The 22,983-nt window shown below is 37.7% G+C and carries 28 protein-coding genes; 10 read left to right on the top strand and 18 right to left on the bottom strand.

Annotated features, from left to right (window positions below; genetic code table 11):
- Positions 1–112 precede the first annotated feature (112 nt).
- Genes J2Z26_RS04140 through J2Z26_RS04130 form a run of 3 tightly spaced genes read right to left on the bottom strand, consistent with a single transcriptional unit; the run spans position 113 to position 3,123 of the window.
- Positions 113–841, bottom strand: a complete 729-nt coding sequence (locus tag J2Z26_RS04140) for an exonuclease domain-containing protein (protein WP_227413651.1) — start codon at positions 839–841, stop codon at positions 113–115.
- The gene (locus tag J2Z26_RS04135) at positions 838–1,848 is read right to left on the bottom strand and encodes a DUF294 nucleotidyltransferase-like domain-containing protein (protein WP_227413650.1); all 1,011 of its coding nucleotides are present in this window, start codon (positions 1,846–1,848) and stop codon (positions 838–840) included. Before J2Z26_RS04135 ends, J2Z26_RS04140 begins: the two co-directional genes overlap by 4 nt.
- Before the next feature lie 3 nt (positions 1,849–1,851).
- Complete coding sequence (locus J2Z26_RS04130) at positions 1,852–3,123, bottom strand: ammonium transporter (protein WP_193535134.1); 1,272 nt, start codon at positions 3,121–3,123, stop codon at positions 1,852–1,854.
- Positions 3,124–3,340: 217 nt separating this feature from the next.
- Between J2Z26_RS04130 and J2Z26_RS04125 the strand changes: the two genes are divergently transcribed.
- Complete coding sequence (locus J2Z26_RS04125) at positions 3,341–3,682, top strand: MerR family transcriptional regulator (protein WP_193535133.1); 342 nt, start codon at positions 3,341–3,343, stop codon at positions 3,680–3,682.
- 69 nt (positions 3,683–3,751) lie between these two features.
- Here the strand turns inward: J2Z26_RS04125 and J2Z26_RS04120 are convergent, their stop codons facing one another.
- From J2Z26_RS04120 to J2Z26_RS04110, 3 genes are all read right to left on the bottom strand, one after another.
- Positions 3,752–4,741 (bottom strand): DUF3231 family protein, encoded by a 990-nt coding sequence (locus J2Z26_RS04120; RefSeq protein WP_193535132.1) that lies wholly within the window; start codon positions 4,739–4,741, stop codon positions 3,752–3,754.
- A complete protein-coding gene (locus tag J2Z26_RS04115) occupies positions 4,741–5,853 on the bottom strand; it encodes an NAD(P)/FAD-dependent oxidoreductase (protein WP_227413649.1) in 1,113 nt (370 codons plus the stop codon). Before J2Z26_RS04115 ends, J2Z26_RS04120 begins: the two co-directional genes overlap by 1 nt.
- Before the next feature lie 137 nt (positions 5,854–5,990).
- Entirely contained in the window at positions 5,991–6,908 is a 918-nt protein-coding gene (locus J2Z26_RS04110; RefSeq protein WP_193535131.1) for an aldo/keto reductase, read from the bottom strand.
- Between the two features lie 133 nt (positions 6,909–7,041).
- Between J2Z26_RS04110 and J2Z26_RS04105 the strand changes: the two genes are divergently transcribed.
- From J2Z26_RS04105 to J2Z26_RS04095, 3 genes are all read left to right on the top strand, one after another.
- Complete coding sequence (locus J2Z26_RS04105; protein WP_193535130.1) at positions 7,042–7,551, top strand: GNAT family N-acetyltransferase; 510 nt, start codon at positions 7,042–7,044, stop codon at positions 7,549–7,551.
- Positions 7,552–7,644: 93 nt separating this feature from the next.
- The gene (locus J2Z26_RS04100; RefSeq protein ID WP_193535129.1) at positions 7,645–7,986 is read left to right on the top strand and encodes a DMT family transporter; all 342 of its coding nucleotides are present in this window, start codon (positions 7,645–7,647) and stop codon (positions 7,984–7,986) included.
- A complete protein-coding gene (locus J2Z26_RS04095; protein ID WP_193535128.1) occupies positions 7,986–8,300 on the top strand; it encodes a DMT family transporter in 315 nt (104 codons plus the stop codon). Before J2Z26_RS04100 ends, J2Z26_RS04095 begins: the two co-directional genes overlap by 1 nt.
- A 259-nt stretch (positions 8,301–8,559) precedes the next feature.
- Here J2Z26_RS04095 and J2Z26_RS04090 read toward each other — a convergent pair whose 3' ends face one another.
- Positions 8,560–8,760 carry a cold-shock protein gene (locus tag J2Z26_RS04090; RefSeq protein ID WP_193472117.1) on the bottom strand — a complete coding sequence of 67 codons (201 nt, stop codon included), beginning with the start codon at positions 8,758–8,760 and terminating at the stop codon, positions 8,560–8,562.
- A 413-nt stretch (positions 8,761–9,173) separates the two neighbouring features.
- Between J2Z26_RS04090 and J2Z26_RS04085 the strand changes: the two genes are divergently transcribed.
- Entirely contained in the window at positions 9,174–10,478 is a 1,305-nt protein-coding gene (locus J2Z26_RS04085; protein ID WP_193535127.1) for a glycosyltransferase family 2 protein, read from the top strand.
- A 142-nt stretch (positions 10,479–10,620) separates the two neighbouring features.
- Positions 10,621–11,136, top strand: a complete 516-nt coding sequence (locus J2Z26_RS04080; RefSeq protein WP_193535122.1) for a GNAT family N-acetyltransferase — start codon at positions 10,621–10,623, stop codon at positions 11,134–11,136.
- 69 nt (positions 11,137–11,205) lie between these two features.
- Here J2Z26_RS04080 and J2Z26_RS04075 read toward each other — a convergent pair whose 3' ends face one another.
- From J2Z26_RS04075 to J2Z26_RS04045, 7 genes are all read right to left on the bottom strand, one after another.
- Positions 11,206–12,399: a chromate transporter gene (locus tag J2Z26_RS04075; protein ID WP_193535121.1), complete on the bottom strand. Its 1,194-nt coding sequence runs from the start codon at positions 12,397–12,399 to the stop codon at positions 11,206–11,208.
- A gap of 17 nt (positions 12,400–12,416) precedes the next feature.
- Entirely contained in the window at positions 12,417–12,725 is a 309-nt protein-coding gene (locus tag J2Z26_RS04070; protein WP_193535120.1) for a PadR family transcriptional regulator, read from the bottom strand.
- Positions 12,726–12,945: 220 nt separating this feature from the next.
- Positions 12,946–14,388 carry a serine hydrolase domain-containing protein gene (locus tag J2Z26_RS04065; protein ID WP_193535119.1) on the bottom strand — a complete coding sequence of 481 codons (1,443 nt, stop codon included), beginning with the start codon at positions 14,386–14,388 and terminating at the stop codon, positions 12,946–12,948.
- A 154-nt stretch (positions 14,389–14,542) separates the two neighbouring features.
- A complete protein-coding gene (locus J2Z26_RS04060) occupies positions 14,543–15,727 on the bottom strand; it encodes a GTP-binding protein (protein WP_193535118.1) in 1,185 nt (394 codons plus the stop codon).
- A gap of 362 nt (positions 15,728–16,089) precedes the next feature.
- Complete coding sequence (locus J2Z26_RS04055; RefSeq protein ID WP_193535117.1) at positions 16,090–16,485, bottom strand: VOC family protein; 396 nt, start codon at positions 16,483–16,485, stop codon at positions 16,090–16,092.
- 12 nt (positions 16,486–16,497) lie between these two features.
- Entirely contained in the window at positions 16,498–16,851 is a 354-nt protein-coding gene (locus tag J2Z26_RS04050) for a VOC family protein (protein ID WP_193535116.1), read from the bottom strand.
- Between the two features lie 59 nt (positions 16,852–16,910).
- Entirely contained in the window at positions 16,911–17,699 is a 789-nt protein-coding gene (locus J2Z26_RS04045; RefSeq protein WP_193535115.1) for a helix-turn-helix domain-containing protein, read from the bottom strand.
- 211 nt (positions 17,700–17,910) lie between these two features.
- Here J2Z26_RS04045 and J2Z26_RS04040 point away from each other — a divergent pair, with 211 nt between their 5' ends.
- Positions 17,911–18,300, top strand: a complete 390-nt coding sequence (locus J2Z26_RS04040) for a VOC family protein (RefSeq protein ID WP_193535126.1) — start codon at positions 17,911–17,913, stop codon at positions 18,298–18,300.
- A gap of 81 nt (positions 18,301–18,381) precedes the next feature.
- On the opposite strand, the gene J2Z26_RS04035 is transcribed toward J2Z26_RS04040, so the two are convergent.
- Positions 18,382–18,795: a carboxymuconolactone decarboxylase family protein gene (locus J2Z26_RS04035; RefSeq protein ID WP_193535114.1), complete on the bottom strand. Its 414-nt coding sequence runs from the start codon at positions 18,793–18,795 to the stop codon at positions 18,382–18,384.
- 120 nt (positions 18,796–18,915) lie between these two features.
- On the opposite strand from J2Z26_RS04035, the gene J2Z26_RS04030 reads away from it, so the two are divergent.
- Positions 18,916–19,353, top strand: a complete 438-nt coding sequence (locus J2Z26_RS04030) for an Lrp/AsnC family transcriptional regulator (RefSeq protein ID WP_193535113.1) — start codon at positions 18,916–18,918, stop codon at positions 19,351–19,353.
- A gap of 133 nt (positions 19,354–19,486) precedes the next feature.
- Complete coding sequence (locus J2Z26_RS04025; protein WP_193535112.1) at positions 19,487–20,269, top strand: hypothetical protein; 783 nt, start codon at positions 19,487–19,489, stop codon at positions 20,267–20,269.
- Between the two features lie 39 nt (positions 20,270–20,308).
- Here J2Z26_RS04025 and J2Z26_RS04020 read toward each other — a convergent pair whose 3' ends face one another.
- Positions 20,309–20,941, bottom strand: coding sequence for a hypothetical protein (locus J2Z26_RS04020; RefSeq protein WP_193535111.1), 633 nt, complete (start codon positions 20,939–20,941; stop codon positions 20,309–20,311).
- 150 nt (positions 20,942–21,091) lie between these two features.
- Between J2Z26_RS04020 and J2Z26_RS04015 the strand changes: the two genes are divergently transcribed.
- Positions 21,092–21,616, top strand: a complete 525-nt coding sequence (locus J2Z26_RS04015) for a GNAT family N-acetyltransferase (RefSeq protein WP_193535110.1) — start codon at positions 21,092–21,094, stop codon at positions 21,614–21,616.
- 59 nt (positions 21,617–21,675) lie between these two features.
- Here the strand turns inward: J2Z26_RS04015 and J2Z26_RS04010 are convergent, their stop codons facing one another.
- Positions 21,676–22,134 carry a DinB family protein gene (locus J2Z26_RS04010; RefSeq protein WP_193535109.1) on the bottom strand — a complete coding sequence of 153 codons (459 nt, stop codon included), beginning with the start codon at positions 22,132–22,134 and terminating at the stop codon, positions 21,676–21,678.
- A 57-nt stretch (positions 22,135–22,191) separates the two neighbouring features.
- Positions 22,192–22,935: a DUF2161 domain-containing phosphodiesterase gene (locus tag J2Z26_RS04005; protein WP_227413647.1), complete on the bottom strand. Its 744-nt coding sequence runs from the start codon at positions 22,933–22,935 to the stop codon at positions 22,192–22,194.
- Between the last annotated feature and the right edge of the window lie 48 nt (positions 22,936–22,983).

Raw genomic sequence — 22,983 nt, 5'->3', positions numbered from 1 at the left:
CTTAAGAAATTTCCTTTAATACGTTCAAAAAAATGTTACCTAATTTGTGACAGAGGGGGCCTGACCCCCGGTGCGTTAAAGCTTTAACGCACTGGGGGTCAGGCCCCAAGCTTTAACGGTTTGCTAGGTGGGTGTATACATCTGATAGAGTGTGAAAGCCGTGTTCTTGAATTAGTTGGATGCTTTTTGTCCAGAGCTTTGCAGTTGCAATGGCATCATGAAGTGCGTGATGTCTTTTAGTAATCTGTATTCCAAAATGGTTGCAGCATTCATCCAGACTAACCAAGCTTTTCGCAGGCTCAACAATCTTTGTTAAAAACGATGTGTCAATTACTCTATGCTGAAAATTCATTTTTAAAGTTGACCAACTAGCATGGTGCATGAAGTTCTTCTCATGAGTTGCGTGGTGTGCAATGAGTGGGACGGTTTGTGTGAACTGATAGAATTCTCGTAGGACGGTGCCTAATTCCGGTGCATGTTCAAGATCATCCTCACAGATTCCGGTCAACTCTTTTATGGTATCAGGTAGTGGATTTATATTGTTCACTAACGAGTAAAACACGTCACTGTCCTTGAGTTGATCACCAACTACTTTTACAGCACCTATTGATAGTATTCGGTCACCCTTTTGTGGGTAAAAACCTGTTGTTTCTAAATCAAACACTACAACCTTTAAATCTGAAAAAGGAACCTGAAGCACATCTTCTGCCTTCAATTCACGCTGGAGTTGTCTAAGAAATGCAATGTTTGCTGCATTATTTTGATTAGAAACAGAAGCGAAAAGGCTTGGGTGCAGCATTCCAGATAACTGTTTCATAAACTGAACTACCTGATTCCTCATGATCGACACCCTTTAAGGATGATCTCTTTGGTCTCATTAAACAACTTATAACCTTTTTTCATAATTTGTTTAAGCTCTTGCTTTTCGAATTTCGATAATGAATCAATTTTCACATAATGAACATCCTCATAGTTAGTTGCATTCCTTTTTAATAAAAGTCGCAATTCTAGCAGTCTTTCAAAATGAGATTGATAGCTTTTTATGTGTGATAAATGAAGAGGTAATTTTTCAAACCGGTTTATTGTTGAAGGATCTAAGATGGCCTCCTTCAATGCGAGCAGACGAATTGAATTTACATAAGGAAAGAAGATAGTATCCTTACTATTAAGGTGACCCGGTTTCTTCCCATAGATGTCTGGCAAAAACTGCCCTAGTACACCAATTCCCTTTTTAACATGACTGATATTTTCGAGTAATCGAGAGTATAAAAAGGACTCTTCATTCAGTCTACTAATTGATGTTTCTTTTAAACTACGCAAATAGCCTTCTTCTCCCAACAAAACACGAGAGTCAAAGAAGGTAGTAAAATAACGAAGGGATTCCCAGCTAGCTTCATCAAGCCATTCAGTTAGTTGCTTCTCCCAACCACCAATTGAATGACACCATTTCATGTTCGAAGCCATGACATTGCCATCACAGTATTCATAACCAACCTCATGTAACCCTTTAGAAATCTCAGTTCCTAGTTGTAAAAAATAAGGTTTTTCCTGTTCGTTTCCTGCAAAAATCAGACCATGGTCTTGATCACTCCAAATAGATTGTTCTGACCTTGCAGCACTTCCCATTGTAAAAAAGGCAAAGAGAGCTGGGACTGGCCCAAACTCGCTTTCCACCTTTTCGATTGCAACCTGAACTGTTTTTTTCATAAGTTGATCATGGAAGTGGTTAAGAGTACGGTGACCATGTGAAAACTTATAAATACCCTTCTCTCGCAACTGTCTTATTTTTAGATAAGGATTCATCTCTTCTTCAAGCTCACTATTCTCAGTATATTTAACAAAGACCATTTTCTAAGCACCTGCTTTTTCATTTGGGGCTGAAAGGCTTTCTGGATATCCGTAGCTTCCATGTTCACTTAAATCAAGACCAATGATTTCTTCCTCTTCTGTTACTCGAATTCCACCCAGTGCTTTATCCATTACCTTTAAAATAATGAAGGATATGACGAATGCATAGACTCCTGAAGCAGCTACCCCTAAGATTTGAACTCCCAATTGAGTGAAGCCTCCGCCGTAAAATAATCCTGCTTGCCCCCAGCCAATGTCTGTTGATAAAGAAGGAACCGCGAAAAGTCCGTTAGAAAGAGTTCCCCAAATCCCAACTGTTCCGTGAACTGATAAGGCAAAAATCGGGTCATCAATCTTCGCTTTATCAAAGAACTTCATACTATAAAAAACGATAAGGCCTCCAACTAAACCAATAACTACCGCTGCCCACGGCTCAACAAACCCACAGGATGCAGTGATGGCAACTAGACCGGCTAACGCTCCATTTAAAGTAGTTGGCACATCTGCTTTCCCACTTACAACCCAGGCGATAAACATTGCAGCAATAGCACCTGCTGCTGCAGCTAATTGTGTGTTTAGTCCAACGAAACCAAAGAATCCATCTGCTACTCCGAATGTACTACCTGCGTTAAATCCGAACCATCCTACCCATAAAATTAAGACTCCTAATGCTGTATATACTTGGTTATGACCAGCAATCTCATTTGAAGAACCGTTTTTGTTATATTTTCCAATACGTGGTTTTAAGATGACTGTTGCCGCTAAAGCTGCCATTGCACCGGTTAAATGAACAACGGTTGAACCTGCGAAATCTTGTTTACCATGTTCACCTAACCAGCCGCCACCCCAGATCCAGTGAGCAACAACTGGATAGATAAGTGCCGAGAATAATACGGCAAAGATCACATAAGCCGATAGCTTTGCACGTTCAGCAAACCCTCCAAATGCGATTGTTAATGAAACAAGTGCAAACATCATTTGAAACATAAAATCAACTGCAGGTGTTAAGCCTTCCTCAACAGTTGAAGCATCCCCGTAAAAGAAATTGGATAAACCAATAAACGCGTTACCCTCTCCATAAATAAATCCATATCCAACAGCCCAGAAGACCAATGCTCCAATACCAGCGGTGAAAATTGTTTTACCAGCAATATGTCCCGCATTTTTCATCCGAGTTGATCCAGCCTCAAGTAAGATAAATCCACCTAACATAAAAAATACTAAAATCGTGCCAAGCATAACCCACAAATTATCCATTAATACTTGGGTCTCCATTTTGTAATCCTCTCCCTCATCTGTTTGTTTTAATGTAGTTTTGATTATATCTGTAGTAAAATCTGACATCTATGAGTTTGTAAGATTATCTAACATATAAATTTGAATATTAAATAATTTGTGAGTTTTCTTAACATTAAGTGTTACCTTTTCAGCATATATCTTGTAAAATAATAGAAAATCAGATTTCTACTCTACTTTTTGTGAGGTGAGAACGATGACTGGGGATTCCTCCTATAAAGACAAAAAGGTCATTACAATCGGAACAGTATGTGAGTTAACCGGTCTTTCAGAGCGACAAATCCGTTATTACGAAGAGCGTCAATTAATCTTTCCTGAGCGGTCCAAAGGCAAAAACAGAAAATACTCATTTAACGATATCGAAACATTAATGAAGATTGCTAACTTAATAGAAGATGGCGTCCAAACCTATGAGATTCGTCAAGAGATGAAACGAGAAAAACAAGACGCAGAGCGCGCGGCTCGTGAAGAAATGAGACAAGGACAAATCAACGCACGCTTTGGAATTCAAAACAATACACATCGCTACAAACGATAAATATATGTCGAATGGGGCCTGACCCCCGGTGCGTTAACGCATTAACGCACCGGGGGTCAGGCCCCAATTTCACTTTCGATTTATAACTCCCGGAACTTTTTCAAGCCATTCTTTGTCAATCATAAAGCGTGAGACTTTTTCAGTGAATGCACCAGCCCTTGAAATGTGTGTGGTATAAGCTGTTAGTAAATCATGCTTCATGATAGAGCCTAGTGAGAAACCGTACTGAGATAAAAGAGAGCCAAACAGACCTGCAACATGAGCAATCATTATTTGATCAGAAAATACTCTATCCTTCGTGTCGGTCATTTCTGCAGAATAACTAGGAGGTGTTGGCAGATTATCTTCCTTTATAAAACCGACTAAATCCTCGAAAAGCTTCTTAGAAATATCTGCTGCCTTCCTACAAATTCGGGAAACTTCTTCACAATCAGTTGTTTGTGCAAACCCTATACATAGTGTTTCAATCATTATTAAAAGACCGATAATTTCATATAAATTAGCAAGTTCCATGCTGTTTAAAGGGCGGACATCACCAAACCATCCATTTAAATAGCTTGCTTTTTGGATGTGCTCTGGCGAGGTAGGTGCTGGTAATGTGGGTGTTCTCCAATATAATCCTTTATTTAACGAGAGAGTAGTTACCTTATCACTTAACCGAGTTGACGATTCCAAGCAATCCTTGAAATAGTTTCGAACATCTTCTCTAGTTGCCATTGCCACTGCCCTTGCATGAAATTCAAGACCAACTTGAGCTCCAACATGTAAATAATATAATAGAAACCTGTCTGAATAGAGTTGTCCAGCATGAGTATGTATATCTTTTTCTGAAAAACCAATAGGGATTGCATAGCTTTCATTACTAAGTAACGTTTTACGGCCATCTAAGATCTTCTTGGTACCCTCTAACGCAAATGTATATAATTCCTTAATCTCCTCATCTTTTACTTGGTCCCTAAATGCTGTTAAATACCACATTGACATTTCATTAATCGAATAACCTGTCCATAGATACCCAAGTTCAGATGCTGTAAGAGAAATTGTTTCCTTAATACTCATTACGAGGTCACTCCTCTTTTCAATTTTATATAAGGACGAAGTAGGTAACTCGCTACCCCTAAGGGATTAATCGTCGTAGTGTGAAATAACTTCTCTCCCCAGTACCCTTGTAATCCCTTGACTATTCGATCTAAACCTTCGTTAGATACTTGCTCCATTGCCCTCCTTAATACTAGCGAGTTTTTGTAGCTTTGGCGGTGTGATTTCATTAGTTTCTCGTACTTTCCAATTCCACAAATATCATAGGCTGCAAACACTCCACTGACAATTGATGTAAATTGACCAAAACCTAAAAACGGCATCATACTCCCAAAACAATTGCCTACAAAAAACGTATTACCAACTCTCCCTTTATCACTAATTCCAATCGGGTAGTCAGTAACATTAAATTCGTCTGTTACCTTAAGGTCTTGTAAAAGCTGGGATTGGACATGTGTGAAAAATACATCCCATAATTTATTAATATCGATGTCCCGATTTTCTGGTAAATGAGGGATTGCAATTGAAATGCCTGCTTCTTTTTCTGAAAATGGAATTAGATAACAGTAGCCGTATGGTGCAAAATCATAATTAAGCCAAGTCATAACAGCATAGCGATCAAAGTTCCCCTCAACTGTTACACCTTTAACTGAAACCGATAAATCCTCCCGAAAATTTTTCATCTTTTTTGTATAGTCTCCGTCTCCTGTCGCCATAACAACATGGGTATAAGTTTGCTGTAATTCTTCATAGGTTTTTGTAGAATTAAAACGTATCTCGGATTTTGTCTGGCATTGAAGTTGGGATTCAAAAGAATCGTGCTCTCTCCCCCGAACATTACTAAAACCAAGATGCCCCTCAATTATTGCTTTGTTGTGTTTCGAGAAAATCTCCATCTTTTGAATAGGTGCAGACGGCTGAAGATATATCCCATACTCCTCGGATAGTGTTTCAATACAGTCATTTATTGGACGTAAGAAAATAGATAGCAGAGACTCTCCACAAACAAAACGGTCTCCTACCCTACTTCTTTTCTCAAAAATAGTTGGAGTAATCCCATGCTTTTCAAGCGTTATTGCACAAGCCAAACCGGACAGGCCAGCACCCATAATTGCAACATCCAATACTACCATCTCCAAATTAATTTAATTACCTATTTCGAGCATTCCCATTACTTTCAAAATAAATGTAAACTAATTTCCAAATTTATGACAAATGGGGCCTGACCCCCACCGCTTTAGCGCGGTGAAGGGTCAGGCCCCAAAATGATTTATGGTAATTTGTTTCCTGCTGAGCGATAGAGTTCATACCATTCTTGTCTAGTTAATTCAATCGTAGAAGCTGCTGCAATGTCCTTGATTCGTTGTGGATTCATTGAGCCGATAACTGGTTGTATCCGAGCTGGATGGCGAAGAATCCATGCTATTGCAATGGCTGAGTTTGTAACCCCTTTTTTCTCTGCCAGCTCTTGTAGCTTTGTATTGATTTCAGGATAATTGTCGTTTCCAATAAAGGTTCCCTCGATCATCCCGTATTGAAAAGGTGACCAGGCTTGAATGGTCATATTGTGTAGACGACAATACTCTAGAACGCCACTGTCACGCACTACTGCGGGGTCATGTTGCATATTCACATTTAATCCCGCATCAATCATGGGTGTGTGCATTAGACTCATTTGCAGTTGATTCACAATCAAATCATCTTTTAGGTATGATTTTAATAGTTCAATCTGCATAGGGTTTTGATTGCTAACCCCAAAATAACGAACCTTTCCACTTTCCTTCAATATCGTAAATGCTTCAGCAACTTCTTCCGGTTCCATTAGGGCATCCGGACGATGCAGTAATAAAATATCGATATAATCCATTTTTAATCGATCAAGACTTCCCTCAACTGAAGATAAAATATGTTCTTTTGAGAAGTCAAAAAAACCTTTACGTATTCCGCATTTTGTTTGAATGATCATCTGGTCTCTTTTTCTTGATATCAATTCTAATGCTTCTGCAAATACTTCCTCTGATTTTCCGCCACCATATATATCAGCATGATCAAATAAATCCACTCCACTTTCGCAGGCATGTTCAATTACATTTGCTGCTTCTTTTGCTGAAAGACTTGCCATACGCATACACCCTAAAGCAATTTCGCCTACCTCTATCGAGCTATTACCTAATCTTAGTTTTTTCAAAAGCCTCACTCCATTTCTTTTCGTAAAATCATTCTACCATTTATGAAGTTAAGATTAAAAACAATATACTGTCCTTGTGTTATGATGGTTTTAGGTTTTGATTTGTTGGTAAATCTGGTGAGGTGAACTTAAATTGAAAGTAATCGAAACAGACAGGTTAATTTTACGTCTGATGACGAAAAGTGATGCTCCATTTATTCTTAAACTGTTGAATGACGAGTCCTGGTTGCGTTTTATAGGTGATAAGGGAGTTAAAACACTAGAAGACGCTGAACATTATATACTTACAGGTCCAATCGAAATGTATGAAAAGTTAGGATTTGGGCTATACATAGTTGAACTAAAAGATAACAGTACACCCATTGGTATGTGTGGGTTAATAAAAAGAATTACCCTAGAAGATATAGATATTGGTTTTGCACTACTTACAGAATTTCAATCAAATGGCTATGCCTATGAAGCCGCGGCTGCAACATTGCTCTACGGAAGCCAACAACTAGGACTGAAACGTATCGTTGCTATTACTACTATTAATAACACTACATCTTCGACACTTCTAAAAAAACTAGGGATGACCTATGAACGGAATCTTGCTCTTCCTCATCATGAAGAAGACTTAAAATACTTTTCAAAAGAATTTTAGGCTTAACGTTATGTGTGTAAGAGAGAGATTAATGCTCGTGAGAATCGTCTTGAATTTTTTTGGGGTAAGACTAACAGCTGGAGGTAATCTAATATGAATGCAAATTGGGCAAAGGTGTTTGTTGCCGCTCTTTTCGAGGTATGTTGGGTGATAGGTTTAAAGCACTCGGACGACTTTTTGACATGGACTGGTACGTTCATTGCCATTGGTATCAGCTTTTATTTAATGATCATGGCTGGGCGTAACCTTCCCGTTGGAACCGTCTACGCTGTGTTTGTAGGGCTCGGAACAGCAGGAACAGTTTTATCTGAAATACTTTTATTTGGCGAGCCATTTAAAATAGAAAAAGTCCTCTTAATCGTTGTACTTTTAGTTGGAGTAATCGGGTTAAAAGTAGTCACAATTGAACCTTCTCCTCAAGGAGATGAAATGTAATGGCCTGGTTTTCTTTAATACTAGCAGGAATTTTTGAAATGGTTGGGGTGGCAATGATTAACACATTTCATAAAAAACAGAATTGGCAAACCCTTAGTTTATTAATTCTCGGTTTTGGTGCAAGCTTTCTCTTTCTGTCATTTGCAATGGAAACTCTACCTATGGGAACTGCCTATGCCATTTGGACTGGAATTGGTGCTGCCGGCGGGGCAATACTTGGGATGGTCTTATACGGAGAATCAAAAGATTGGAAAAGGCTTTTCTTTATTGGAATGGTTTTAAGTGCCGCAATCGGACTGAAACTTGTTTCATAAAATTTAGGGCAATTACTCAAACGACAGATTTATACATTTTTCGAAAATAAAGATTGGTAATTCGACACTGGTGTGGTATGCTCTATGTAACCATTTTTTATCTTTTTCTAACATGTTTGGCCTAAAGGCGAACTAATGTATTCGGAGAATCCATTGTAATGGAGAATCTGTTACCTTAGTCGTCTTTTTTGTTTTGCTTTTTTAAAGTACATAAAAAAAGAACTCAGCTAGCTGAGTTCTTTTTATTATTGGTTTAAAATTAGATTTTGTTAACGTTAGTAGCTTGAGGGCCACGTTGACCTTGCTCAACTTCAAACGATACTTTTTGACCTTCGTCTAAAGATTTGAAACCGTCGCCTTGGATAGCTGAGAAATGTACGAATACGTCTTCTCCACCTTGAACTTCGATAAATCCGAAACCTTTTTCTGCGTTAAACCATTTTACTGTACCTTGTTGCATGTTTGTTTCCTCCTGAACGTGGATCTTTTCCACTGTTTATTACTATAATTGCTCAATTAGATATCGAAGTCGAAAAGTAGAAACTTATTCATACCCTATAGAACCGAACAAAAATAATTCTTTCTTAGAGTAACACAGAAAAAACTTAAAAGCAATAGGCAGGATTTATTACGATACAAGATTTGCCAGTCTGAACTCCATTCTACTAAGCCTTCACACCTTTTAATTTTTTTTTACGACTAATGGCTTGCACGTACAACACCTACTTATCTTCATTAACGTCCCTCCGACATTCCTCCTGAAATAGTCTATTTTTTCGTTTGATCTCATATAGATAGGATAGTTGTCCAATTACCTATTCCTAAAAAGCAAATGTATAAACTACTTACTTTGATAGAAAGGAGTTTATATTCTTGTTTAGTAGAACAAAACCAATTTTTATATTTTCAGTATCACTACTACTCGCAACAGAATGGATGCTCTTTTCATTTTTCTTTGATTTGCCCTGGATTCGCGAAATTAGTCACTACATCCCTTACCCCCTAGCACTTGCTGCCGTATTTGGACTAGCTATTATACCTGGCTTCATTTTTGTATTCTTAATGGTTTCACTTCTATTAGATCCAAGACGTCCTAATACAAAAACTGGCCCGTCACCCAATTTATCTGTCCTTATCGCAGCCTATAACGAAGAGAAATATATTGAAACAACTATACAGAAAATATTGTCCTGTCATTACAACGGTAAGATTGAATTAATTGTTATCAATGATGGGTCAACCGACCGAACAGGGGAAATTTTAGCCGATTTAGAATTGAAATACCCTAAATTAAAAGTAATCCTTCAAAAAGAGAACCAAGGTAAATCAGCTGCTTTAAACCGTGGTTTGTGCTATGCATCATACGATTATATCGTAACGGTTGATGCGGACACTTGGTTACACCAGAAAGCTTTTTCGAAAATCGTCAAGCCCTTACAAAATAGCAGTCAAAAAATAGGAGCAGTTGCAGGATCAATTATGGTCAATAATCCTAAACAGAGTTGGATAACTAAGCTTCAAGTTTGGGACTATCTATTAAGCATTGCAGCTGTTAAAAGCCAACAAAGTCTGTATAAAGGAACTCTCGTTGCGCAAGGAGCATTTAGCCTTTATCACAAGGAAGCTATTATAAAGGCCGGTGGATGGAAATCGGTTGTAGGTGAAGATATTGTTCTAACCTGGGGTATTCTAGAAAACAACTATATAGTAGACTATGTTCCTACTGCCATTGGCTTTACGTATGTTCCAACTAAATTCAAAAAATTCTTTAACCAACGTAAACGCTGGGCTCGTGGGTTATTTGAGGCCTTTCGAGCGCATCCTATGATTCTAGTGAAATACAAAGGATTGTCTAAATTCAATATATTTCTTAATCTCTTTTTTCCACTAATCGATCTCGCAATTATCTTCGTTTTCGTTCCAGGAATCATACTTGCCCTATTCTTCCAATTCTATTTGATTGTGGGCCTTCTAACTCTTCTGGTACTTCCCTTCAGTCTATTACTATCAGGGCTGATGTATCATCGTCAACGAACTATCTTTAAGTTACTCAATATCCCGATTTATAGACAATTTGCATGGGGAATCCTATTCCTATTAACCTATCCACTTCTCCAAGCACCAGCCAGCCTAGCTGGCTATATAGAAGAACTACTCTCACTCAAAAAACGGTGGTAACTCTAATGTGGGGCCTGACCCCCAGTACGTTAAAGCTTTAACGCACTGGGGGTCAGGCCCCTCAAGACATATTTAGGAGGAAAATCTTACCTTGTTGTCGAACAAAAAGTAGTGAGAAATTTTTGGTAAGGGGATAGTTCGTATGTATTTTACAACAGAGCGTTTAGTTGTACGTGAATTTGAAGAGAAGGATTGGGAAGCAGTATACGAGTATACGTCAGACCCTACTATTATGACGTATATACCAGAGGGTGTCTTTTCCGAGGAGCAAGCCAAGAAGTTTGTTAAGGAGAATCAAGGTGAGCATGCAAAGTACTTTCCAGTTATCTTAACCAAAACAGATAAACTTATCGGGCATATCGTCTTTCATAAATATTTTGGTGATCATACATATGAAATCGGTTGGGTATTTAACTCTAACTACTATGGTAAGGGGTATGCTTCTGAAGCTGCAAAAGCTGTTTTAGGCTATGCATTTGAAGAGTTACACCTACACCGTATCGTGGCAACTTGCCAACCAGAAAACATTGCGTCATATAGAATTATGGAGAAAATCGGAATGCGTAAAGAAGGCTATTTCAAGAAGTGCATACCTGCTGGAGATGGATGGTGGGATGAGTATTACTATGCAGTCTTAAGAGAAGAATGGAATAAATAAAATGAGGGGCCTGACCCCCGCCGCATTAAAGCTTTAACGCATTGGGGGTCAGGCCCCTCAAGACACAAATTAAAATAGCAATCCTAGTACGAGCCCACCCAGTGCTCCTATTACTACAATGATCCATGGTGGTAATTTCCAGAAGACGAGCATGCTAAATAATACAGCTGCAAAGGCGAAGTCGATTGGAGCTAGGATTGAACTAGTCCAGATAGGTAGGTAAAACGCAGAAATTAGTATCCCTACAACTGCGGCGTTCACTCCCATCAAGGCTCCCCTTATTTTCTCATTGCGACGTAATGTATCCCAAAAAGGTAGAGTCCCCAGTACTAATAAAAATGCTGGTAGGAAAATCGCTACAGTTGCTAGTAATCCCCCTTGCCAACCACTAATAACTGTTCCGAGATAGGCAGCAAATGTAAACAATGGACCTGGAACTGCTTGAGTCGCACCATATCCAGCCAAGAATGCTTCTTCGCTCATCCATCCGGTCGGGACAAATTCACGCTCTAGTAACGGTAACACAACATGCCCTCCACCAAACACAAGTGAACCTGAGCGATAAAAACTATCAAACATAGCTACCCAATTCAAACTAGTCATTTCTCGTAAAATAGGAAGTAAAATTAATAATCCAAAAAATAGAGCTAAACACACAGCACCAAACGTACGAGAAATCGGAAATTGAACTCTACTTTCATCCTTATCTGTCTGGCCTTTATATAGTAGATAACCTACAAATCCTGCAATTAAGATGACGCCAACTTGTGTAAATGCAGTTTGCCATAATAGTGTTCCTACTAACGCAAACAGTGCAATAGCTTTTCGTTTTAAATCTGGTGTTAATTTTTCCGCCATCCCTAAAATCGCATGAGCAACAACTGCTACTGCTACAAGCTTTAACCCATGAATCCATCCAGCTTCCCCAACATCAAATCCTTGTAGAATCATGGCAAATATAATTAACGCTATAACAGAAGGTAAGGTGAACCCAATAAATGAGACAATTCCTCCTAGTACTCCTGCCCGCATGACACCAATTCCAATTCCAACCTGACTACTAGCAGGTCCTGGAAGGAACTGACACAATGCCACCAAATCTGCATAGCTTTTTTCATCCATCCAATTTCTTCTTCGGATATATTCATTATGAAAATAACCTAAATGAGCAACTGGTCCTCCAAATGAGGTAAATCCAAGCCTTGTTGATACGAGTAAAATCTCTATCAGCACTTGTAAACCACTCTTCTTTTCGTGTTTCATCGTCTCACCTTTCTTTTTCAGCCTTTAATTTCTTTGAACAGTTCATACGCTTTTTTTCTGGCTTCAACTAAGACACTATTCCCTTTTTCCGTGGTCGTGTAATACTTTCGTATTTTCCCTTCAACATTTCGATCTTCCCGATGCAATAGTCCATCTGCTTCCATCGAATGAAGGATCGGATAAAGGGTGCCTGAACTGATGTTATATCCATGCTCCCTAAGCTCTTCAACCATCCATGCTCCGAAAACAGGATGTTCCTTCGCATGATGTAAAATATGAATATGGATAAACCCAAGAAAGAGTTTTCGTAATACCTTTTCTTCCAAACAAGCACCCCCAATCATTTTTACCAATATCGGTAAATGATATTGAAAACCGATATTGAAAGTGTAGCATTCCTTACGAATGACTCTCAAGGCTTAAATAAAAATCTTAATATAACCTTTACATTATTACCTATCGGTTATCTTAAAATTACAACTGAATTTTCATTCTAAAAAAACCACATGACAGTCACTATTGTCATGTGGTTCAAAATGGTTACCATCAAATTTTTAGTACGCTTTCACTCTTTTTCTGTACAAAAACGAGAACCGATAACCAAATCCCTCTTATGAAAAGTAATGTGAAAAAGATAAACAAGCACGTTATTAAATCAGGTTGTAAGATAAAAGCAGCTTCCCAAGGTGCTTTTAATAGTAAAGGTACGGATAGGTAAAAGGAAATTGGGATAATAATCTGTATTAAAATCGAAAGTGATAATAAAATCTTGTTGGTGGAAATCTTTCTTTTTATTAAGAAATAAAAAGAACCTAAAGTTAGGACAAGTACTAATCCTACAATAATATTAAAAAATGTATAATACTTTGAAAAGCTCATTCCCTCTTCTTTAATAGGTGTTTCATTAAGAAGATGCGCAATGATTCCCTCCGTTATCTCATGTACATTCCCAGGAACAAACTGGCCATTATGTGTATTAGAAACCACAACAACGCCAACGTTTTGTTCAGGTAAATAATACATGTCGGATGAGCCTGTAGATGGGATATCTCCACCATGCCCAATAAGCTTTTGTCCAAAAAGATCTCTCTCAAACCAGCCCATTCCATAGCTTGCATTTTCCATAAAACCGATAGGTGCTACCCCAGCATGTAAGTGTTTAATCATATCACCAGAAATAATACTATTTTCCATCATGTGTGCTTTTAAAAATAGAGCCATATCTTCAGCAGATGAAATCATATACCCACTCGCGATTGCATTTTCATAATATGGAACCTTTGTAGGTAATGAAAAGCCAAACCAGGGTGCATGTCCTGGTGATACATTTTTAGCATCTTTTAGATGAACATAGGTATTCTCTAATTGTAAAGGAGATAAGATATTACGACTAACATACTCTGCGTATGGTATTCCACTTGTATACTCTACAATTGCTGAAAGAAGAATATAATTTATATTACTATATTCGAATTCCTCACCAACCTCATGAGCAAGTTCCACATCCTTCACAAGTTCAATCGTATCATATAGAAATTTATCTTTACTATTTGCTACCAATACTAAACCAGCCATTGTCGGAAGACCGCTAGTATGATGCAGCAGGTTTCTAATTGTGATCTTCTCTTTTTCAGTACCAGCAAAGGCTGGCAAGTATGTAGCAATCGATTCATCGAGACTAATTGCTCCATTCTCAACTAGCTGAATAACAGACAAAGCGGTAAAGGCCTTACTTGTTGACCCTATGATAACTGGTGTCGTCGTTTCCATGCTTTCTGTTAGATTTGCAGATCCAAATGCTCTACTATATATAACTTCCTCCTGACTTACAATCGCATAAGCTACACCAGCTAGACCATTTTCCTTTCTTTGTTCTTCTATGAACCGGTCAAGCTCTTTAAGCTTTTCGTTTGAAACCTCCGCAGCCAAAGATTTGTTACTTGGTAGAATAAATAAAACCACAAATAATAGAAGCAGAACCTTTTTCATAAATACCTCCCAAAATTTAACTCATTTAACAAATATATCATGTTAATTTGAATCTAGTAAGTAGAGTTTAAATAAATAAATGTAAATAAAAAAAGGGGCCTGACCCCCGCTGCGTTAAAGCTTTAACGCGCCGGGGGTCAGGCCCCAAAAGACATTATTCTGTCACATTATAAGACGGTAGAGGATCGTGAAAGGATTGCCAATCTAACTTAAGTTCCTCTGTAGTTAGAAGACAGGTATCTAAGGATTTTTCAATTTCTTCTTGGTTCATGTCAATGCCTATCATGACCAACTCGTTCATCCGGTCTCCATAAACATCGTCCCATTTTTCTTTCAATTCAGGCTCATCTGCTAAGATTTGCTGTATTTCATGCTCTGGGTAGGCAGCCACCCATTCACCTGCTCCTTGTAGCATAATGGAAGGTCCTGCCTGTGATAGTAGTCCCGCAATATTATTTCTGGTTGCAACCCACATAAACCCCTTCGCCCTTACAACATCAACAGGCCAATTCTCCAGCCAATTCATTAGGCGCTCAGGATGAAATGGCTTCCTTCTCCGGTAAACAAACGACGAAATTCCATACTCCTCTGTTTCTGGAATATGTTCATGGTTTAACTCCTTAATCCATCCCGCACTTTGGCTAGCTCTATCAAAATCAAACATCTTTGTATCTAGAACTTCCCCTAGAGCCAATCGAGAGTGATCAGTTTCAATGATTTTAGCATCCGGGTTAAGCTTTTGAATAACAGCCTTTAATTCAGCAACATCCTCGACTGCAACTAAATCGATTTTATTTAACAAAATCACATTGGCAAACTCAATCTGATCAATTAAGAGGTCAACGACTTCTCTAGTATCCGTTTCATCGGTTGCTTCCTTTCTGTCTAACAAAGTTTCTCCTGAGGCAAAATCATGCCAAAAACGATTCGCATCCACAACGGTTACCATCGTATCTAGACGACAAAACTCTGACAAATCAATCCCAAGATTTTCATCAACATACGTAAACGTTTGAGCTACTGGAACAGGCTCACTAATACCTGTAGATTCAATGACGATATAATCAATATCACCTAATTTTGCAAGCTTTTCTACCTCTTTAATTAAGTCTTCTCTTAACGTACAACAAATACATCCATTCTGCATTTCAACAAGTTTTTCTTCCGTACGTGAAAATCCACCTTGCTTCACGAGTGATGCATCAATATTAATTTCACTCATATCATTCACGATAACGGCTACTTTTTTGTCTTCTCTGTTTTGTAAAATATGATTTAGCAAAGTCGTTTTGCCAGACCCTAAATATCCACTCAACACTGTTACAGGTACTTTTTTCATAATATAAAAACTCCTCTTAAAACGAAATTATTACGATTTAAAAACTAAAATAAATCTAGAAATACTCGTAATGACTATGTAATTTCACAATTCGTAAACCGTAATACTTACGATTTGAATAGTTACATTTGATACAATAACATGCTATTTCGTAATTGGCAATCTATTTTTTCTTTGTAAACAAATATAAGAACGAGGACCGTTTAGTATACGATCCTCGTTCTTGATATATTTTTTAAAAAGTCCATGTAGTCATTTTTTGCAAAAGCAATGATTGGTGAAAATGCTCCTACCTTACCAAACACCTACGGATACTTAGCTATGAATATAAGGAGATATAGCCTCCCATTGAAGCACCACGCTTATTTCATTACATTTTCAATCCGACTCACTCTTTCTTCCATTTCCACAAGGTCAACATATTCAAAGAATCCAATCCGGTTCCCCCATGGATCTGTAAAAGTGGCCCATCTTACTGGAACTTCTTCTCGACCATGAATTTGAAACTTCTCTAATTCAAGCTCTTTCACTAATCTATCGCGCTCGGATTCTATGCTATTTACACCTAGCCGTATAGGTCCACTTCCCTCTAAAGGAGTCCCCTCTGCAACCTGTAACCAGCAACCCGGGATAAGCTCCCATTCTGCAAACCCATCATGTGGAACAAAATCAGGCTCTCTATTTAACAGAGTTTGATACCACTTTTGCCCCTCAACCATCGATGAAACACGGACTTGAACAGTCATTTCATATATCATATTAATTCACCCTTATAAAAATTGTACTAGTTCGATTTCGTTCCTCGAAGGATCCTCAATGACAAAATATCGCCCCGGTGGACACGGTTTCGGCTCATCAAAAAGAACCTTAACTCCTTTTGCCTTTAACTGTGAAAAATCTTGTTCAATATCTTGTGAAAGTAGGCCAAGTAACACACCCTGTCTATTTCCTAAAAGTTGGTGCTCGGTCTCCTCTAAAACAATCGGAACCGCTTCATGTTGTAAACTAACAATCTTCTCCCCATAATACTTTGAAACGTTGAAATCCAATACATTTGTATAAAAATCGATGGCTGCCTGAATATTGTCGACTTTAATGGTTAATACACACACACTGTTTATCATATATTCATCTCCTTTTTTCATAGCTTTAGTTTATCAATCATTGAATCCTAAAAATTCTTCTAGTTTGCTTTATTTCTTTCTTTTTCAAGTAATAACTTCGGCAGATTAATTAATATTGGCGGATCTGAAGGCACCGGTTCTCGTAATGTAAGCTTTAATTCCAACCGAGTATCTTCCCTGACCTCAATCATCTTGTCATACTTTCCTCTGAGTGCCGTATCAAGTAAAAAATAATCTCTAGGGTTCAAGCTTATTTTTATAGCTGTTACTAACAAAAAATAACTTCCAGGCGGAATCTCTGAAAATGTACAGCTCGTTTGTTGCTGGGTAAAAGCAGTCCCTACAATGGGCTTTTGGTCAGGAATGGGTCTTGGAAAAAGTCCGACAAAAATGACACCCTTAAAATTTACCGGCACCTCGAGTTTGCAAGTCAACATTGGAGGCTTACCTACTTCTAGATGCGAAGCAGTCTGTGACTTACCAAAGTGATTAATAAAATCAGTTAACTCCTCTGTGCTCAATTGAAATTGCTTTGGGGACAAACCTACAAAATGTTTAAACTTACTACTAAATGTTCCCAAACTCTTAAAACCCACTGTTAGGAGTGCTTTTAAGACAGATGATGAAGATGAATTTACCAGGACTCTCTTCCCTGATTCAATCCGCAATGCCGACAAAAAATGTCGTGGGGACACACCTGTAATCTCCTTAAATATCCTTGAAAAATGAAAGGGGCTATACCCCACCCGTCTCGCCAACTCTTCTGAAGTGATGTCCTTATCTAAATTCTCTTTCATATATTCAATTGCCTTTGCAACTGCTACCTCTTGATCAATCGTATTTCCCATAAAACCACCTAACTCCTAAAAATAACACTCTTCTCTTATTCTCCTAAAACATCCCAAATCCTGCAAATATGACGAACGGGACCTGACCCCCACCGCGTTAAAGCTTTAACGCACCGGGGGTCAGGCCCCAAAATTTAAATTGAAGCTAGTGGAAATTTTAGGTTATTATGTAAATGTAAATCATTTAAATAATCGATTTGGAGTGATAGTAATGAAAGCTCAAATTGCATTAATCACAATCTTAACAAAAGATGTACCTACGATGAAAAACTTCTACAAAGATGTTCTTGGTTTTGAGATAAAAAGTGATATGGATAATTATGTTGAATTTGAGTCTGAGGGTGCTCGGTTTGCTATATGCAATAGAGAGATTATGACTCAAGTAACAGGTGGCCATCCATCTTATCAGGACGAGAAAAATGGACAAGCATTTGAACTTGCTTTCCCTTGTGACTCTCCAGCAGATGTTCAAAAGACATTTGAAGAAATTGTTTCAAAAGGAGCTACACCTGTGAAAGCTCCAAGTGCCATGCCATGGGGCCAAACGACTGCCTTCTTTGCTGATCCCGATGGTAATATTCATGAAATCTTTTCTAACTGAGATTGGGGCCTGACCCCGATCACGGTAAAGCGTTAACGCACCGGGGGTCAGGCCCCCACTCGTTTAAAGTGTAAAAGCTTTTCATTCTGGTAGTAGTTTCATCATTGCCCCAAAGTATTGTTGGGCGATAGTGAAACAGATAAATGCACATAATTCACTAATTTCAGGTTCAGAAAATTGCTCTTTTAAAATATTGAAAGCATAGTCCGGTATATTCCCATTTGGATAAGATAAAAAGACTTCTGAAAATCCCACTGCAATAGAGGTTTTTTCATCAAACGTTTCAGCTTTAGGTTTACCTTTTGCTTTACAATATTCACATCCATTTTTCTGTGCAAGTGTTCTTCTCACTTGCTCTTTTAACTTTGCTGTTAAGAGACCCTCTTTTTCTAGCACACTCCCTAACCCTGCCCATGCTTCCATTAGATGTTTGTTATGCCCTATTAGTTTTTGAAATGGAGTTTCTCCTATTTTTGATTCAGAAATAATTGCCATAAATATCTCCTCCTTGTATATTAAGGATAAAGATTTCCAATTACATTTCACATTAAATACATAACATTTTACTAAATAATAATAGTAAAATTTAATCCAATAAGGAGATTTACTTTAAAAATGAAAATAGATGAAATTGATCGTAAAATAATTGATGAATTAAAAGAAAATAGCCGATTGTCGATGAGTGAGCTTGGTAGAAGAATTAATCTATCCTCCCCTTCTGTTACTGAAAGAGTTAGACAAATGGAGTCATTTGGTATCATAAAAAGATACACACTTGAAATTGACTATGAAAAGGTAGGTTATCCCATTGAATGCATTGTAGAGGCTACAGTGAAAAATGGTGACTATCAATCTTTTAAAAAGCTAATTGAGAAGCTTCCTAACGTAGAGTTCTGTTACCGTATCGCGGGCAATGCCTGTTATATGGTTAAACTTCAATTCGAAAATTTTTCAAAGGCTGAGGAATTTATCAATACAGTTGCACCTTATGCATCAACTGTGACACATTTTATTTTTTCAAAACTTGAAACTCAATTAAAACTAAAAAGCTAGAACTCAATGAATCAATGAGTTCTAGCTTTTTGTTTATAGTTCAATATCTAACACAGATGCAGACAATCATTTTAGTTTACAATCATTAAAAAGTGGTAATGTAGTAATAGCCCATCAGGAAAGGAGCTACATTATGCGTAAACCAATTGTACTTGTTCTCACTTCTATCTTGCTTACTTCCTGTTCCAATAGTGAGGAAAGCGCAACATCTAAGCAGGATAATAATATAGAAGAAGAAAGAGATATCCAAGAAATTCAAGATGAGGAAACAAATAATACAGTTCCTAATCCAGACGCAGAACAAATTATGAGCAATTATAAAGAGTCTTTTATGAAACTTGTTGAAAAAAGGGATAAAAAAGGTAGGTTATTAAACTTCTCTTCAATAGACGAGGTAATGGTCCACTTTCAGTCAACCATGTCTAAAGAATTAGCAGAGTGGTATGCGGAGACTTACTTTAGAGAAGAGAATGGTAAGATTATTTTAAAAGCAATGGATTCACCAACCTGGTTTGTTCAAGACAAAGAATATTCCCTTGTTAATGTAGATGAAAGGAATTATAGACTCATTCAAGAAAGAAACAATGAACTCCTAGGTTATGTAAATATGATTTTCAACCTATCTTTTACTGAGAAAAAGTGGATCGTCGATTCAATTGATATTGAACACCTTGATCATGAAAACGAGAAAAATCAAGAGGCTATAACAAAAGAGATTGCCGTATCAATAGTCAGACAACAACTCGATATAAGTACCGACTCATCAACAATTGTAGAGTTTGACCATCATGATCAAGAAGGTAATTACGTGATACATGTATATGATATCGTCACAACCGAAAAAGAAAGCCACACAGCAACCATCGGCTGGTACATCGTCAATAAACAAAACGGTCAAGTTGAAAATATGATGTAAATATGTCTTGTGGGGCCTGACCCCCAGTCCGTTAAAGTGTTAACGCAAAGAGGTGTCAGGCCCTTTTTGTATGTTTGTTTTTTCAGGAATATCAAGCTCTTTAAGTAATGTGGCTATACGTTCGAGGTGAATCTTATCCTCAATAACGACGAAACCAGGCTGAAAAAAGTTATTCCTTACTTTAAATGATAGTTTATAGGCGTTGTTAATTCTTGAATGGAGCCCATATAGCTCATGCCATTTAATAATTTGCTCTGTTTCAAAGTACTTTATTTGATTCGTAGAGTAGTATTTTCCATTTAAGATCAAGCCTTTTGGAAGGATAAATAGATTCCCCCTATGCCTGATTGCTGTAATAATAGCTATAAATAAATACACAACAGTAAATGCAGATGATTCAAACCAGTCTGTTGTTAAGACTAGCCATAATAAAACTACCAATAGGAAAAGGGCTACCCATGTCCCCCACTTTACATATTGATATGATTTTGTTCCTTTCGTCAAAGGTTCCATTTCCTTATACTCATTCGGCAAAAGGATGCTACTAAACTCATCCTCCGTTATGGGATACAGTGCATTCTTTGAAGTTTCCGCTGCTTTTCTTAAATTTAAACGATAGTGTAATAAGTAATAACTTCCCAGTAAAAATAAAATGATGAAGATGATATCCATTTACTTTAGTTCCTCCTTCCCGACCTCACTATTAACTACAATAACACTTTATTTTATTTAGTTCATGTATTTTTCTCCCAATAATAAAAAGGAATTTAATCTACATTTCTTGAACAATAGTACTATCAAGCGATTAAAGGGAGTGTCAAAATGTTTCCTATTTTAGAAACGGAGAGACTAGAACTAAGAGAGATAAAACAGGAAGATGCCGAAAATATCTTTGACTGCTTTTCTAATGAAGAAGTTACGCGGTATTATGGGCAAGAACCATTAACTACTAAAGAACAAGCGCACCAGTTCGTTGAATTTTTCGATAAGAACTACAAAGAGAATCGTGGAATTCGATGGGGAATACAAATAAAAGGAACAAGTACACTCATAGGAACCATCGGCTTTAACGCTTGGTCTTCAAAGCACAAACGAGCAGAAATTGGCTACGAACTGCATCCTGACCACTGGCGTAAAGGCTACGCTACTGAGGTGGTTTCAAAAGTAATCTCATACGGTTTTACTGAATTAGAATTGACTCGTATCGGTGCTATCGTTTTCATTGACAATAAAGCTTCAAATGAACTATTACTAAAGCTTGGCTTTGAAAAAGAAGGCATTCTCCGAAACTATATGTATCAAAATGGAATGCCACACGATACCAATGTATACTCTCTTCTAAAATAAATGGGGCCTGACCCCCGGTGCGTTAAAGCGTTAACACACTGAGGGTCAGGCCCCAATCATTACAATAGTTTTTTCAGGTCAAGGATGGTCTGTAAATGCATCCCTTCATGGAAGATTGTACGGGTTAACACTTGTTCTATCGTGTGCATTCCCATTTCCGTTGGAGCGAATTCTTCTTCGAGTTTTTCACCATATAATTGTTTTATTTGAGTAGGCTGACCTTTCAACAACTCTAGTAATTCTTCGAATGAAGGTGTTTCGTCTGTAAAATTATCTGGAGATGTTCCATATCCAAACCAGCCATTAAACAGTTCCGGAACAGGAGCTTTTTCTTTTGTCACTGCTTGAATCCATAAAAATTGATCAAGATAAATGTGACCAAGGTTCCATCTTACATTGTTTTTGAAGCCGTTAGGGATTATCTCTGCTTGTTCGGCAGTTACAGTTCCTGCTACCCCTACTACATAGCTCCGGTAAGTTTCTAATTGGTTGAATAAAATCTCGTGTCTTTTGTTCATTACAACTTCCCCTTTAAATTAATACCATTTAATTCGGGAAGGAACTCGATTTTTCCTTTATTTTTCCTTGTCCAATTTTTCAAGATAGTACGTAACAAGGTCAGGAAATTCCTTTAGCTCTAGCTTTCCTTTATCACTAATTTGATATATCCCTCTTTTTATTCGGTCAAACCACCCATAATAATTTTTCGTTAAAATAGACGAGGTCTTATCTCCAGTTCCCATTTTGACCAAATCTTTTGGGGCTAATTGGCCAAAGTGGTCAAGATAACTTGCGATTTGAATGCAGTTTTCTTTATATGCTGTCATGATTTTTGTTTTTGTACTGCCACCTATATTATAATCAGCACTTCTCCCACTGATTTCTTTAACGATTGATTCTCTTTTTTTCCTATTCTGCCTCATGCTCTTTGGACGGTCAAATGGAGTTGGATGTATAATAATCTCTGTCTTCTTACGATTTCCAGTAAAAGATACGACGATTAAGCCCAATTCCAATCTTCGGATTAAATGACACAAATCTGTCCAACGCTTACTTGGAATTCGGTACTTCGGCTTTGGAATCGCGATATACACTTGGTCCGTTAACTTCTGACGTTTCGCAGCCTGTACAAGTAGATCAACACTAAGGGTTAGCTTCAACTCGATAACGACCAAGTCCTCCCCTTTTTCAGCAACGATATCACAATCCTTCACCTCACCATACACATCATACCCTTCCTTCGAAAAGTACTGCTGTACCGGCTTATATAAATCTACCTCTTTTAACTTCCTCTTCTCCTGCATACGTACACCATCCATTAACAAAACTCTACCTATTATTCTATCACAAAAACATGGGGCCTGACC

Source organism: Cytobacillus luteolus (assembly GCF_017873715.1).
Taxonomy (GTDB): Bacteria; Bacillota; Bacilli; order Bacillales; family Bacillaceae_L; genus Bacillus_BV; species Bacillus_BV luteola.
Note: the sequence above shows the minus strand (reverse complement) of the source record. Positions and strands in the feature narration are given on the sequence as shown.

What these genes read in the sequence shown, in the direction of transcription:
- J2Z26_RS04140 (WP_227413651.1), bottom strand. Translation starts at nt 841, where the DNA reads ATGAGGAATCAGGTAGTTCAGTTTATGAAACAGTTATCTGGAATGCTG.
- J2Z26_RS04135 (WP_227413650.1), bottom strand. Translation starts at nt 1,848, where the DNA reads ATGGTCTTTGTTAAATATACTGAGAATAGTGAGCTTGAAGAAGAGATG.
- J2Z26_RS04130 (WP_193535134.1), bottom strand. Translation starts at nt 3,123, where the DNA reads ATGGAGACCCAAGTATTAATGGATAATTTGTGGGTTATGCTTGGCACG.
- J2Z26_RS04125 (WP_193535133.1), top strand. Translation starts at nt 3,341, where the DNA reads ATGACTGGGGATTCCTCCTATAAAGACAAAAAGGTCATTACAATCGGA.
- J2Z26_RS04120 (WP_193535132.1), bottom strand. Translation starts at nt 4,741, where the DNA reads ATGAGTATTAAGGAAACAATTTCTCTTACAGCATCTGAACTTGGGTAT.
- J2Z26_RS04115 (WP_227413649.1), bottom strand. Translation starts at nt 5,853, where the DNA reads ATGGTAGTATTGGATGTTGCAATTATGGGTGCTGGCCTGTCCGGTTTG.
- J2Z26_RS04100 (WP_193535129.1), top strand. Translation starts at nt 7,645, where the DNA reads ATGAATGCAAATTGGGCAAAGGTGTTTGTTGCCGCTCTTTTCGAGGTA.
- J2Z26_RS04095 (WP_193535128.1), top strand. Translation starts at nt 7,986, where the DNA reads ATGGCCTGGTTTTCTTTAATACTAGCAGGAATTTTTGAAATGGTTGGG.
- J2Z26_RS04090 (WP_193472117.1), bottom strand. Translation starts at nt 8,760, where the DNA reads ATGCAACAAGGTACAGTAAAATGGTTTAACGCAGAAAAAGGTTTCGGA.
- J2Z26_RS04080 (WP_193535122.1), top strand. Translation starts at nt 10,621, where the DNA reads ATGTATTTTACAACAGAGCGTTTAGTTGTACGTGAATTTGAAGAGAAG.
- J2Z26_RS04075 (WP_193535121.1), bottom strand. Translation starts at nt 12,399, where the DNA reads ATGAAACACGAAAAGAAGAGTGGTTTACAAGTGCTGATAGAGATTTTA.
- J2Z26_RS04065 (WP_193535119.1), bottom strand. Translation starts at nt 14,388, where the DNA reads ATGAAAAAGGTTCTGCTTCTATTATTTGTGGTTTTATTTATTCTACCA.
- J2Z26_RS04060 (WP_193535118.1), bottom strand. Translation starts at nt 15,727, where the DNA reads ATGAAAAAAGTACCTGTAACAGTGTTGAGTGGATATTTAGGGTCTGGC.
- J2Z26_RS04055 (WP_193535117.1), bottom strand. Translation starts at nt 16,485, where the DNA reads ATGATATATGAAATGACTGTTCAAGTCCGTGTTTCATCGATGGTTGAG.
- J2Z26_RS04050 (WP_193535116.1), bottom strand. Translation starts at nt 16,851, where the DNA reads ATGATAAACAGTGTGTGTGTATTAACCATTAAAGTCGACAATATTCAG.
- J2Z26_RS04045 (WP_193535115.1), bottom strand. Translation starts at nt 17,699, where the DNA reads ATGGGAAATACGATTGATCAAGAGGTAGCAGTTGCAAAGGCAATTGAA.
- J2Z26_RS04040 (WP_193535126.1), top strand. Translation starts at nt 17,911, where the DNA reads ATGAAAGCTCAAATTGCATTAATCACAATCTTAACAAAAGATGTACCT.
- J2Z26_RS04035 (WP_193535114.1), bottom strand. Translation starts at nt 18,795, where the DNA reads ATGGCAATTATTTCTGAATCAAAAATAGGAGAAACTCCATTTCAAAAA.
- J2Z26_RS04030 (WP_193535113.1), top strand. Translation starts at nt 18,916, where the DNA reads ATGAAAATAGATGAAATTGATCGTAAAATAATTGATGAATTAAAAGAA.
- J2Z26_RS04025 (WP_193535112.1), top strand. Translation starts at nt 19,487, where the DNA reads ATGCGTAAACCAATTGTACTTGTTCTCACTTCTATCTTGCTTACTTCC.
- J2Z26_RS04020 (WP_193535111.1), bottom strand. Translation starts at nt 20,941, where the DNA reads ATGGATATCATCTTCATCATTTTATTTTTACTGGGAAGTTATTACTTA.
- J2Z26_RS04015 (WP_193535110.1), top strand. Translation starts at nt 21,092, where the DNA reads ATGTTTCCTATTTTAGAAACGGAGAGACTAGAACTAAGAGAGATAAAA.
- J2Z26_RS04010 (WP_193535109.1), bottom strand. Translation starts at nt 22,134, where the DNA reads ATGAACAAAAGACACGAGATTTTATTCAACCAATTAGAAACTTACCGG.
- J2Z26_RS04005 (WP_227413647.1), bottom strand. Translation starts at nt 22,935, where the DNA reads ATGGATGGTGTACGTATGCAGGAGAAGAGGAAGTTAAAAGAGGTAGAT.